At 44.2% G+C, this 11921-nt stretch carries 13 protein-coding genes; 7 read left to right on the forward strand and 6 right to left on the reverse strand.

Going from position 1 to position 11921, the window contains the following annotated elements; translation table 11 throughout:
- Window positions 1–72: 72 nt before the first annotated feature.
- The 3 genes from ACZ2XM_RS13195 to ACZ2XM_RS13205 form a co-directional block, all read right to left on the reverse strand.
- Window positions 73–1404: an anhydro-N-acetylmuramic acid kinase gene (locus tag ACZ2XM_RS13195; RefSeq protein WP_490589100.1), complete on the reverse strand. Its 1332-nt coding sequence runs from the start codon at window positions 1402–1404 to the stop codon at window positions 73–75.
- A gap of 202 nt (window positions 1405–1606) precedes the next feature.
- Window positions 1607–2494, reverse strand: a complete 888-nt coding sequence (locus ACZ2XM_RS13200; RefSeq protein WP_490589099.1) for a DUF3800 domain-containing protein — start codon at window positions 2492–2494, stop codon at window positions 1607–1609.
- 58 nt (window positions 2495–2552) lie between these two features.
- A complete protein-coding gene (locus tag ACZ2XM_RS13205) occupies window positions 2553–3395 on the reverse strand; it encodes a PhzF family phenazine biosynthesis protein (protein ID WP_490589098.1) in 843 nt (280 codons plus the stop codon).
- A gap of 150 nt (window positions 3396–3545) precedes the next feature.
- Here ACZ2XM_RS13205 and tyrS point away from each other — a divergent pair, with 150 nt between their 5' ends.
- From tyrS to ACZ2XM_RS13230, 5 genes are all read left to right on the forward strand, one after another.
- Window positions 3546–4790: a tyrosine--tRNA ligase gene (gene tyrS / locus ACZ2XM_RS13210; protein ID WP_490589097.1), complete on the forward strand. Its 1245-nt coding sequence runs from the start codon at window positions 3546–3548 to the stop codon at window positions 4788–4790.
- A 71-nt stretch (window positions 4791–4861) separates the two neighbouring features.
- Complete coding sequence (locus ACZ2XM_RS13215; RefSeq protein ID WP_490589096.1) at window positions 4862–5122, forward strand: hypothetical protein; 261 nt, start codon at window positions 4862–4864, stop codon at window positions 5120–5122.
- A 2-nt stretch (window positions 5123–5124) separates the two neighbouring features.
- A complete protein-coding gene (locus tag ACZ2XM_RS13220; protein WP_490589095.1) occupies window positions 5125–5532 on the forward strand; it encodes a type II toxin-antitoxin system VapC family toxin in 408 nt (135 codons plus the stop codon).
- 157 nt (window positions 5533–5689) lie between these two features.
- Window positions 5690–6268, forward strand: coding sequence for a GNAT family N-acetyltransferase (locus ACZ2XM_RS13225; RefSeq protein ID WP_490589094.1), 579 nt, complete (start codon window positions 5690–5692; stop codon window positions 6266–6268).
- A 42-nt stretch (window positions 6269–6310) separates the two neighbouring features.
- Window positions 6311–6547 carry a DUF1653 domain-containing protein gene (locus ACZ2XM_RS13230; protein ID WP_490589093.1) on the forward strand — a complete coding sequence of 79 codons (237 nt, stop codon included), beginning with the start codon at window positions 6311–6313 and terminating at the stop codon, window positions 6545–6547.
- Between the two features lie 43 nt (window positions 6548–6590).
- On the opposite strand, the gene ACZ2XM_RS13235 is transcribed toward ACZ2XM_RS13230, so the two are convergent.
- On the reverse strand, window positions 6591–7586 hold the full coding sequence (locus ACZ2XM_RS13235) for an alpha/beta fold hydrolase (protein ID WP_490589092.1): 996 nt from the start codon (window positions 7584–7586) through the stop codon (window positions 6591–6593).
- Window positions 7587–7776: 190 nt separating this feature from the next.
- Here ACZ2XM_RS13235 and ACZ2XM_RS13240 point away from each other — a divergent pair, with 190 nt between their 5' ends.
- The gene (locus ACZ2XM_RS13240; RefSeq protein ID WP_490589091.1) at window positions 7777–8499 is read left to right on the forward strand and encodes a hypothetical protein; all 723 of its coding nucleotides are present in this window, start codon (window positions 7777–7779) and stop codon (window positions 8497–8499) included.
- A 111-nt stretch (window positions 8500–8610) separates the two neighbouring features.
- Here the strand turns inward: ACZ2XM_RS13240 and ACZ2XM_RS13245 are convergent, their stop codons facing one another.
- Together ACZ2XM_RS13245 and upp are read right to left on the reverse strand one after the other, a co-directional pair.
- The gene (locus ACZ2XM_RS13245; protein WP_490589090.1) at window positions 8611–9357 is read right to left on the reverse strand and encodes an SDR family oxidoreductase; all 747 of its coding nucleotides are present in this window, start codon (window positions 9355–9357) and stop codon (window positions 8611–8613) included.
- Window positions 9358–9516: 159 nt separating this feature from the next.
- The gene (upp, locus tag ACZ2XM_RS13250) at window positions 9517–10158 is read right to left on the reverse strand and encodes a uracil phosphoribosyltransferase (RefSeq protein ID WP_201498564.1); all 642 of its coding nucleotides are present in this window, start codon (window positions 10156–10158) and stop codon (window positions 9517–9519) included.
- A gap of 270 nt (window positions 10159–10428) precedes the next feature.
- Between upp and ACZ2XM_RS13255 the strand changes: the two genes are divergently transcribed.
- On the forward strand, window positions 10429–11067 hold the full coding sequence (locus ACZ2XM_RS13255; protein ID WP_490589210.1) for a DNA glycosylase: 639 nt from the start codon (window positions 10429–10431) through the stop codon (window positions 11065–11067).
- Window positions 11068–11921 lie beyond the last annotated feature (854 nt).

An 11921-nucleotide genomic window follows, 5' to 3' on the forward strand; every position in this document is an offset into this window, starting at 1 on the left:
TCAGTATACGGGTGTAAACTTAATTTATGCAGCTGTGGTGGTAACGTGTCGACAAATGCACAGGCAAACAGGTTAGCCAAAACATACCTGCCCCAATACCACTCCTTTACTGGCACCGGTCACTGCGGGTAAATTGCCTACTTCGCCCATAATCGACTGCCGAGCCAGCCAAGCAAACGCCATCGCCTCGACCCAAGTAGGGGCAATACCTAAAGTATCGCTAGTCGTCAGCTGCCAATCCGGCAGCGCGTCATTTAATAAACTTAGCAAACGCGCGTTGTAAGCACCGCCACCACAAACTACCACCTCACCGTTAGTCAGGGTTAAACGCTCAGCCTCCTTATGAATGGCCTGGGCTAACGACTGCACAGTAAGTAGGGTTAAGGTCGCTTGCACATCTGCTGCACTAATGGCGATATTGGTGGCTGCTTCCACTAGAGCTATCTGCTGCGTGAGCCACCCTAAATGAAAGTCTTCACGGCCGGTACTTTTTGGAGTGGGTCGTTCAAAGTAAGGGTGGGTTAACAGTTGCGTCAGCAAAGCTTCATTGATGGTACCGGTCGCCGCCCATTGACCATCTTTATCATATAGAGGTTCTGCAGAGGTAATGGTGCCTGCTGCCACCTGATGTTGATACCAAGCATCGAGCAAATTATTGGCAGGCCCAGTGTCATAACCGATGACTTTATCGGGTTGACCGGCTGGCAGCACGGTAATATTAGCAATACCGCCTAGGTTCACGATGATACGGTCTTTGGGTGGCTGATTACCTGAAGCAGCGCCAAACTGGGCCAAATGAAAGGCCGGGGCAAGCGGAGCGCCTTGACCACCCACCGCCATATCACGACGACGGAAATCGGTGACGACGCTAATACCGGTACGCTCTGCGATGACATTAGCATCAACGAGTTGTAAGCTAAAGCCTAATTGCGGACGATGGCGTACGGTCTGACCATGACAACCGATGGCTAAAATAGAGGCAGCATCGATAGCGGATTTTTCTAGCAGTTCTACTACCACCTCGCTAGCAAATTCGGCATATTCGCGACTCGCCCAACCGAACCAATCTAGCTCGCTCTGCGGTTGTTGCTCGCCATCTACTTTAATATTCGTTAAGTCATCGACACCATTAGGTTGGCATAAGGCTAGCAAGACATTACGCAGATTTGCTGGGAAGTCTTTGGTATGGGTGGCGACGATTTTATTCTTTGCACTGCCATCTGTAGCCTCAGCATCATCCTCTTCATCAAACTGACAGATAACGGCATCTAGACCATCCAAACTGGTGCCTGACATCATACCGAGGTAATAGCCTGAGTCAAAACTGTCAAATAGGGTTTCAGATAAGGCATCTGCCAGCTCGTTAATATTATTAGCGTCGGGCTCAGGGAGGGCGTTTGGCATAATCATGTCCTAAATTTATTACGAATTAAAATAGAGAGTGATATGAAATGAGTTTTGAATGCATTTAAGGTATAAATTGTCTATTAGTTTAACTACTGTTATAATCAATAATAAGTGGATTGGGGGTTCCCGGTCGGCGTCTAAGCTTCTGGGGGTTCCTGGAGGCTTTTCGCTTTTTTGGGTAGGCTGTTTTTTGTACCAACTACTTTTGCTGTGGAATAACCTTAAGTCCATAGCCATCAAAGTCTTGTCCCACACAGGTACGACCACCTCGACACATAAACTTCTGTTTTAAGATATCAAAAGCCTGATTGGTTTGTTGAGGTCGTAGATAACTAATTCCTATTGGTCGAGCCACTAAATCTGCTAGTTGTAACCCTGTTGAGTTGGCTTGTTTATTAACAAATACGACATCAAAAGGTAGCGGTCGATTTTTACGATTCTCTCCCGTACACATTCGCCTAAACTCTAGTTCTAACTCTTTGTCTTCTTTTTTGCCTCGACATTCGACTAAGACATGCGTCTTACGATCCAGTTGCCCCTTTTCAGCTAAGAAATCATGTAGACCATCCAGACAAAATCCTAATGCTAAATGATATGGATTATCTATATCTGATAGGTTGCTATTTGCTTTAAGTTTAATCTTATCAATGACGCAAGCTACTAAAATGAAGTTACTGCGCGCCATAATATCGGACATATTACCCAAGAAATGCTGGTTTAACTTTTGATTATTCAATAGGGCAAAAGCATTTTTCTTTTTTCTAATCTCATGCTCATGTAATACAATTAAGTCATGGCCAAAGTAGTTGAACTTAAATTTTTCAATAGCAGGGACGATTTTTTCAGCGTAATGACGTTTATGAAAAATTGCAAATGCCAACACAAACACGGGATATTCAGGATCAATATTCTCTAGACCGTGATCACCACTTTCGTCCACATATACCACGTAATCGCTAAAAGATTCAGTTCCTGGTAGTGTATTGATATCTAATGAATTTGGTGTTTGATATTCGTGTAAATCCTCATCATTGGCAAAGTCAAATAGAGGCAATTGAAGGTCAGAGCTAATTGGCTTGTTGTTCATAAACGTTAGTCCTTATCATTCTAATTTATATTTTTGAAGTTAAGGGTGTTATAACAAGTTATACCGCAATCTGCCCCACCATATAATCCACCGCCTGACCTACCAACCGCACCTGTGCGCCAGCCTCTGTCGGTAGCAACTCACATTGTAGATGACCACGACGTTGCGAAACTTGTACTGCGGCAAGTTTAGATTTACCCAATTGCGCCGCCCAATATGGCGTCAGTAAACAATGCGCTGAGCCGGTTACAGGGTCTTCAGCTTTGCCTAATTGGGTATATAAACAGCGACTGACGAAATCTATGTTAGGGTCGTCACTCTTAGCCGTCACAATTACTCTTCTAGCGTTTAAACAGCCCCAGTGACTTTGGTCTGGCGTTAGCGCTGCGAGTGCATCAGGGCTGTCCAACACTACAATATAGTCTGAACCCGAGGTGGTGGTAAGCACTGCATTTATGACTAAATTACTGCTAATAGTCTGAGAATCGCCAGCAAGACCAATAGCCAAGTTTTCTGGCACCGCTGCTAACTCGACAGGATAAATGGGAATAGCAGGGAATACCATGGCATACGCGTCGGTTGTTTTAGTTACGCTCAATACGCCACTTTTAGTCGCAAAATTGATCACTGTCTCACTAAAGCCAAGGTGGGTAAATAGTACGTGAGCGGCTGCCAAAGTCCCGTGACCGCATAAATCGACCTCGCCAGTCGGCATAAACCAACGTAGCTCGTAAGTTGAGTCGTTAGCTACTATAAAAGAGGTCTCGGATAGGTTGTTTTCGCTAGCGATAGCCTGCAAGATAGCATCGTCTAACCACGACTCTAGAGGAATAACAGCGGCAGGATTACCGCCAAATATGCGGTCGGTAAAAGCATCTACTTGATAGATGGGCAGGGTCATAGTAGCCTACTGTAATTATATGCGAATGATATATAAATGATATGCGCCGAGAAGAAATATTAAGGCTTGAGACGCATCAGCCTTCAACGTAGTATAATCCTGATACTCTAACACTTTAATCTTGTAAATTTCATTAGAAAAGAGACAACCATGAGCCAAACTGCACCAACCGCTGCCGACCATGATCCACAAAACCTATCTTTAGAGGAGCAGCTAGCAATCATACAGCGCGGGACTCACGAGATACTGTCAGAAGAAGACCTGATTAGTAAATTGAAAGAGGGCCGTCCGCTGAAGATTAAAGCCGGCTTTGATCCTACCGCTCCTGATCTACATTTAGGTCATACGGTATTGATTAATAAGCTTAAGCACTTCCAAGATTTAGGCCATGAGATTTATTTTCTCATCGGGGATTATACGGCCAGAATTGGTGACCCATCTGGTAAGAATGCCACGCGTCCGCCACTGACTGAAGAACAAATCAAGGCTAACGCGCAGACCTATGCTGAGCAAGTCTTTAAGATTTTGGATAAAGAAAAGACCAAGGTAGTCTTTAACTCAGAGTGGTTTAGCAAAATGACTGCGGCCGATATGATTCAGCTGGCGAGCCAACAGACGGTATCGCGTATGCTTGAACGTGATGATTTCTCTAAGCGTTATGCTTCGCAGACGCCGATCTCTATCCATGAATTCTTATACCCACTCGTGCAGGGTTACGATTCAATCGCGCTAGAGGCCGACGTGGAGCTTGGCGGTACCGATCAGACCTTTAACCTATTGATGGGCCGTACTTTGCAAGGTCGCTATGGTCAGAAATCACAGGTTTGTATTACCGTACCTATCTTAGAAGGTCTCGATGGTGTCAATAAGATGTCTAAATCGCTGAATAACTATGTCGGCATTTACGATACCCCAGGCAGCATGTACCAAAAAATCCTGTCTATGCCAGACACTTTGATTCGTCGCTACTACGAATTCTTAAGCTTTAAGCCTATGGATGAAGTAGATGCGCTAATGCAAGAGATGGAAAACGGTCGCAACCCACAGGAGATTAAACGTATCTTAGCTGAAGAATTAATCGAGCGTTTCCATGATGCTGACGCCGCAGCCAATGCGCATAAATCAGCGGGTAACGTGTTAGCCGACGGCGAACTACCGTTGGATTTACCAGAAAAAACCTTAGAGTTAGAGGCTAGTCAAGACGCCCTGTTTATTACCCAAGTTTTAAACCAAGCTGAATTGGCTAAGAATAACGCTGCGGCTAAAGACTTAATCAAACGCGGTGCGGTAAAAGTGGATAATGAAGTGGTCGATGCCGGCTTTAGCTTAACTTCAGGTCAAACTGTGGTGGTTCAGGCGGGCAAAAAAGCTTTTGCTAAGGTGACTATTGCTTAATCACAGGGTTTTGCTCAAGGCATCTTTCAGATAATGGCTATATACGATAGCCACCAATAAGGAAGGTTAGGATGAAAACGATAGTATTAACGGTAAAGGACACTGCTGTACACCATGTCTTGGCAGTATTAAAGCGCCAGTTATCCGCTGATGAAGTCGTTATTCATCCGCCTACTCCTGTAGAACAGTTGGATTTGTCGCAGAATGACTCTAACTTTCATCAGAAATTAATGGAGTGGCGAGAAGAGAATCAGGCTCTATTATCTGATGATGACCCGTGGAAGGATGTGCGCTCCAAAGAGTTAGGTCGTGACTTTAATTGGGAAGATTAAATATGTATGTCTTAGACACTAATATTTTTTCTGAAATTATAAAGCAGCAGCCCAACGCTAAAGTGATGACGCAGTTTAAGCAAAATGAGCTTCATATATATTTAGCTACTGTCGTTTGGCATGAACTTATTTATGGCACGCTGACTATGCCTAGCGGTAAAAAACGCGAGCAGATAGCGCAATTTTTTTATGAAGAAGTAGCTAAATTCCCTTCACTATCCTACACCAAAGCTTGCGCTGATATTCATGCCACCATAAGAGCACAAGCTAAATCCGCTGGCACGCCTATCGCTTTTGTTGACAGTCAGATAGCTGCCATTGCTATGGCAAATAATATGGTGCTAGTAACACGGAATATAAAAGACTTTGCCGCGATTAAAGGCTTAAAATTAGCAAATTGGTTTGAGTAATCCTTTACGCTAAAATTAATTAATATAAGCATTACTCTATAACCTAACTACCTAAAAATATCATCCTTCAAGATATCTACCGCCATTTGATTCTGTGATTGGTGAAACTATCTTGTCACAGAGTATTAAAATCTGATTTTTGAATTGTGAGAGCTTAATGCTAAATCCACCTACTTTGTCTTATCAAGAGGTCACGCTTGAGCCACTAACCATAGCCCATGCCAAAGGATTATCTAAGGCTTGCCAAGATGGCAAACTTTGGACGATAGAGGTAACCTCGGCCCCCACGCCAGAGAGCGTTATTGACTATATCCAACTCGCGGATTTAATGGGCAACAGGGTAGCGTTTGCCGTCATTGACGACGCTTCAGGTCGAGTGATTGGCTCGACCAGCTATCATGATATCTTGCCAAATGCTAAACGTTTGGAGATTGGCTATACTTGGTATGCTAAGTCTTATTGGCGCACTCATGTGAATACGGCTTGTAAGCTGATGCTGCTAACCCATGCGTTCGAAACGTTAGACTACCAAACGGTTGGCTGGCGTACCGATGGCGAGAATTTGCAATCGCAAAAGGCCATCGAGCGTTTGGGAGCTAAAAAGGATGGAGTGATTCGAGGTAATCGTGTGCGCCGTAATGGCATCATCGCTGACACTGTGATGTACAGTATGGTCGCTAATGAATGGCCTGATACAAAAGCGATGTTAGAGCAAAAACTAGCCCATCATTCTTAATTCATTTTTCTATTAATTTCTAACTTTCATAAGCCTATCTCTATGACCCAATCTATCCAAGACCCTATTACCCAAGGTATCTACCGCCATTACAAAGGCAACTTATACCAAGTCCTGCATACCGCGCGCCACTCCGAAACTGAAGAGACGCTAGTAGTCTATCGTTGTTTGTATGGCGAATACGGCGTTTGGGTACGACCTATAGAAATGTTTGGCGAGAGTGTTACAGTAGACGGAAAATTAATGCCAAGATTTGAGTTGATTCAAGCCCTGTCATAGACTTATTGCTAAACACTTTAATTCGTAAATTAAAAGCCGTTAGCTAAATGGCCGACGGTTTGACCTGACCCCGTATCTCATCATACCTACCTTCCAAAAAGCCTTTTAATACTTTATAAAAGCCAATCGGTTCATCAAGTGGGACGGCATGTCCTGAATTTTCTAAAACAATTTCAGTAGCATTGGGCAGCATCTCGGTCACTTTACGTTGCCACTCAGGATCATACAGCTGTGAGCGACCGCCAATAAGATTGACCACTGGGATAGGTAGCTTTTCGGCCACGCTACGGAAGTCATAAGGCATGGCCAAATAAGCTTGCAGGCAACGCATCTTATGTTTCCAAGTTTTATGGTCAAAGAATACCAATTGATGGTCAGTCTGATGGGTCATTACTTTGATAAACGCTTGCGAGCGAGGCCGGCTAGCCGACATTAACGAGAACATCCGCTCAGTATCGGTAGTCCGACGTTTGAGGTCATGAGGCAGATGGGTAAAGCTTTCGACATCTTGATAAGCCAAACCTTCTGTAAGCAGGCGCTGAAACACATCAAAGACCTCGTCCTGACGTTCACCAAATAGACCGCCTCGCCAATCCGGTTGGTTATGTACAGTGGGGGTCTGGTCGATATTTAGATAACGACTCACTCGCGAGCTGCCATAACGACCAAAATAAGCCCACATGACCTGCGCCCCCATAGAGATGGCCGCCACGGGTAGTGCAGTCACCTCGCGCCAACTACAAATCTGCTCGATGATAGCGTTCACATCTTCCGCATACTGACCTAAGAAGTCAAATTGAGTTAGCGGAATCTCTTTGGATAAACCAAACCCCCGTAAATGCGGAATATAAAATTGATATTTCGTAGTCAGGGGCAGCACAAAAGGTAAAAACTCACGCGCGTCCATCCCATAGGCATGCAGTAATAGCATAGGCTTACCTTTACCGATGACGGTAATGGGTAGCGGTTTGTCACAGTTAGGCACCGCGACTTCGCGGACAGTGGCACGGTAGGATTTAGGGACTAAAGCAGTAAGCATAGGTGGGCGACTGTATGAAGAAATATCCGCTACCCTAGCACAAGTTGGTGAAAGTTAGCAGTGCTAAATAAGAGACTTTAGTCTACTAAAATTTGTTTTGAAGACTCTGGATCGAGTGTCTATTAGGTCAGCTACATAGACCGGACAGACGGTATATCTGAAATTTATGCGAGTCTGCTACACTAGCGCCATGATAAAATTATTTGGCAATAAATCCCAACAGCATGCTGCGACGAGGCCTACCTTGCCGAGTTTGGAGGCTAGTCTGTACCCTCTGACCTGGTCATATCTTAATGGGCTAAATAACAGAGACTTTAAGTTTAATAGCTCTGTAGATTTATTGTCAGCGATTATCTGTACTGAACCGGCGCCGAGTCAGCAAGAGTTTTATCAATTACTTTATGCCGATGAGGTTTATCAGCAATGGATAAATTTCACTGTGTTTGGCCGTTATATTCAGCGTAGTTTTGCCGCATTCCATAGCCAAAGTGAAGACAGTTTTAATACGGATATGCCCGACATCTTACGTCATGAGCTTATGCGTCACTCGCAGTATTTACCGATGGAGCAAGGGTTATTCTTTGGGGGTAAATTACCGCTACAAGTACGCAAAGATAAACTGTTCACCACGATGCTTAATCCTTGGACCGCGCTTATAAACGCCAAGCCCTCCGCCAAAGCATCTAGCAACACTCCTTTTATAGTAAATACAGTCAAAGTAAAGGGTAAAGAGGTCTTAGCTTTTGCCGTACGCCATAATAAACGCACTAGCGAGCGTCTGCGTAGCGAAGTGATGGTGCTAGATTTTAAAGAACTGCGTTTAGTGAGTGAGCGCGAGATTATTCCTGCGAATCCTAACTTCCTCGATATTCAAATTAGCCAAGTTATACTGCGTGATTACGAACTGCGTTAAGCCTACCGTCAATTTTGCTCAGAAAGTTAAATCTATTAATTACTAGGGAATAAAAAAGCAGCGACCTTATTAAGACAGCTGCTCATTAAAATAACGGTATTGGTGTAAGGATTAATCCTTGGCGATAGTCAAACCGTTGTAAGTCTGCGCGACCGGCATAACTTCAAGGCGATTGACGTTTACATGAGCAGGTGACTCGATCAGCCAAACTAAGATATCGGCAATATCCTCTGCACTCATGGACTCAAAGCCTTCATAGACCTTAGCTGCTTTTTCTTCATCACCATGATAGCGGATGTTAGAAAATTCCGTACCACCGACATTACCCGGTTCTAAGTTACTCACACGCACTTTGGTGCCCAGTAAGTCAGCGCGCAAGTTTAAGCTAAACTGCTGTACAAAAGCTTTTGTTGCGCCATAGACGTTGCCGCCATAATAAGGCCAACTGCCCGCGATAGATCCCAAATTAATGATATAGCCACTGTTGCGTTCAACCATAGCGGGCAAGATAGCGTGAGTGAGTGCCATCAATCCTTTGATATTGGTATCGACCATGCGCATCCAGTCATCGAGTTGCGCTTTATAAGCGGGCTCAGTACCTAGCGCTAGTCCAGCATTATTCACCAACACATCGATAGTGCGGAAATCTGCAGGCAGCTTAGCCAATGCAGCCTCAATAGACTCAGTATCACTAACATCCATTACTAACGGGAAAAAAGCTTCGCCTAAGGATTGCGCAATGGCGTCTAATTTTTCAGCGCGGCGGGCACAACCAATTACGCGATGGCCTTTTGCAACCAACTGTCTAGCAAGTGCTTCGCCAAAACCAGCACTAGCACCCGTAATCAAAATATTCATATAGAGTCCTTGTTTTATTATTGAATTGAAAAGAATAGAGGCATTGTTAACACCTTGAATTAATGACTAACAGGCTTAGCTTAGCAAATATAGTAAACCACGTGGCTAATAGAAAAATACCGCTAATAATTAGCGGCATCTCGAAATAAATCAGTCTGTTTAGTCTTGTTTAGTACCAAATATCTTATCACCAGCATCGCCGAGACCTGGGATGATATAACCGTTGTCATCTAAATGACTGTCTAAAGCAGCGGTAAAGATAGTGACGTCAGGATGGGCTTCATTGACCAAGCGTACGCCTTCTGGCGCCGCGACTAATACTAGGGCTTTGATATTTTTACAGCCGTGTTTTTTTAGCATCTCAATAGTTGCGACCATAGAGCCACCCGTTGCTAGCATCGGATCAATGATTAGGGCAGGGCGACGGTGCACATCTTTTACCAATTTTTCAAAGAATGGCACAGGTTGTAGTGTCTCTTCATCACGCTGTAAACCGACCACTGAAATCTTCGCAGTTGGGATTAAGTCGAGCACCCCATCCAACATCCCAATACCTGCACGTAAGATAGGCACGACCGTTACAGTCTTACCGACGATTTGCTCGCCTTCGATTTCGCCATTCCACCCTTGCATAGGAAAGGTTTCAATCTCAAAGTCACGACTCGCCTCATACGCCATTAAGCGGGCTAGCTCGTTGGTCAACGTACGGAATTTATAAGTACTACAGTCTTTTTCACGCATCAGGCTTAGTTTATGGCGCACTAGCGGATGGTCGATGATGGTCACATTTAGGTCGGTCATGGCAGGTCTCGTTATATTGTTATCGGTAGCAATCTCTAGGATTTACCTGGTATATGATAACAAAATTACCTGCAAACATGCCGGATTCTATGAGCAAAACGCCATAACTATAAAGATTTTTAACATAACTCTTATTTCAAGCCGCTGTGATGTTATCCATCATAAAAGCCACTATTATTAACCACTATTTTCATTAGCTTAAATAAGAGAGACCTTGTGAGCCACGCTACTACCCGCAGTTATCTACTCAATGGACTGCATTCAGACGATATTTTCCCCTACGATTTAGATGAGTCGGTCTCGCCACCGATTGAGTCGCACCCATTTCCGCCGTTTTTGCCTCCCGATGCGACAATTATGATGATGGGCTCTATGCCACCCACCCCTGATAAATGGGGCATGGAATTTCACTACCCCAACTTTAGCAATGACATGTGGCGCATCTATGGTCGGGTGTTTTTTGATGATGCCGACTACTTTCGCAATGGCGATGAAAAAGGTTTTGACCCTAAGTTAATTAAAGCATTTCTAAGAGAACGCGGTATCGCCTCTTGTCCCACGGTACGCCGAGCGATTCGTGAGCAGGGCAATGCCTCAGACAAACATCTCACTATCGTTGAAACCGTCGACTTTGAGCATATCCTACCGCAAGTCCCTAAAATAAAGACGATATTTACCACGGGTGGTAAAGCGACCGAGATTCTATTAGAACTATTGCCAGCAGACGTACGTCCCAAATTGCCTAAGACCAATCAAGAAGTGGACTTTCCTTTCGGTGACCGCGAGCTCAAGCTGTATCGTTTACCGTCGACGTCTCGCGCCTATCCACAGTCTCTAGATAAAAAGGTCGCTGCCTGGCGTGCTTTCTTTGAGCATGTAGGCAAACTGGATTCAGAGAGTGATGACTGACCTATATAGGTAGGGTGTGAAATAGGTTGGATTTAATTGCGCTGCTATTATAAATAGATGGTGGTACTTTTTTATCGGAGGGTTGTTTATATAATCAGGTTCTATATGTACGGAACTCATCCTGCTCTTTCTTGTATCACCTCCGCTAGGCGGGGTATACCTTATTGTCTGATGGCGTTCCTGTATTCTCGAGACCATCCTCAGGCAAGTGCCCCCAGTGAATAGGGGAGAAGCATTCTGGGTATTGTTTATGCTTTAAAGCTGCCAGAAAATCCCCCAACCCCCTTTTGGAAAGGGGGCTTAAAACCCTCTATATCTTATTTATCCAAGCGTGGGTGACAACCCACGGATTGATAGATACCTATATAAGAGGTAGGTCATAGAAAGAATCGTAGGGTAGGTTAGTGCTACCGAGCACGCGCAGCGTGCGAAGGAAGGACGTAACCCACCAATATAAGATGGTTGAATTAGAAACCAACTATATAAAGAACGCACCCTCCTTTTTCAAAGGAGGGAAGGGGAGGATTTCTAAGATGGTTAAATTAAGAAAGATGTATATAAAGTAGTCCCTCCCCCTAAGAGGTGAAGAACCAAGGAAGGGGTTCTGATAACTGAAATCATCACAACATGAATTAAATGAAATAAACTCTAAAAAGGGGGTTGACGCTCAAACTAGAATGCGTATAATACGCAGCCTGCCAAGAGGGAAAGCAAGTTAAAGATTATCTAATTTGATGATTGGAAGGCTTAAATGATAAGGGCTTAGAAGTTGAAAAGCTTTTAAAAACTTAGAAATTACTTCTTGACACAGGCTATAAAGCGTCTATAATACGCACCTCATTGGGACGAGCTAA

It is taken from the genome of Psychrobacter sp. CoH-33_TS_01, from assembly GCF_058189395.1.

Coding starts and splice junctions, on each gene's coding strand:
- ACZ2XM_RS13195 (WP_490589100.1), bottom strand. CDS start 1,404: ATGCCAAACGCCCTCCCTGAGCCCGACGCTAATAATATTAACGAGCTG.
- ACZ2XM_RS13200 (WP_490589099.1), bottom strand. CDS start 2,494: ATGAACAACAAGCCAATTAGCTCTGACCTTCAATTGCCTCTATTTGAC.
- ACZ2XM_RS13205 (WP_490589098.1), bottom strand. CDS start 3,395: ATGACCCTGCCCATCTATCAAGTAGATGCTTTTACCGACCGCATATTT.
- tyrS (WP_490589097.1), top strand. CDS start 3,546: ATGAGCCAAACTGCACCAACCGCTGCCGACCATGATCCACAAAACCTA.
- ACZ2XM_RS13215 (WP_490589096.1), top strand. CDS start 4,862: ATGAAAACGATAGTATTAACGGTAAAGGACACTGCTGTACACCATGTC.
- ACZ2XM_RS13220 (WP_490589095.1), top strand. CDS start 5,125: ATGTATGTCTTAGACACTAATATTTTTTCTGAAATTATAAAGCAGCAG.
- ACZ2XM_RS13225 (WP_490589094.1), top strand. CDS start 5,690: ATGCTAAATCCACCTACTTTGTCTTATCAAGAGGTCACGCTTGAGCCA.
- ACZ2XM_RS13230 (WP_490589093.1), top strand. CDS start 6,311: ATGACCCAATCTATCCAAGACCCTATTACCCAAGGTATCTACCGCCAT.
- ACZ2XM_RS13235 (WP_490589092.1), bottom strand. CDS start 7,586: ATGCTTACTGCTTTAGTCCCTAAATCCTACCGTGCCACTGTCCGCGAA.
- ACZ2XM_RS13240 (WP_490589091.1), top strand. CDS start 7,777: ATGATAAAATTATTTGGCAATAAATCCCAACAGCATGCTGCGACGAGG.
- ACZ2XM_RS13245 (WP_490589090.1), bottom strand. CDS start 9,357: ATGAATATTTTGATTACGGGTGCTAGTGCTGGTTTTGGCGAAGCACTT.
- upp (WP_201498564.1), bottom strand. CDS start 10,158: ATGACCGACCTAAATGTGACCATCATCGACCATCCGCTAGTGCGCCAT.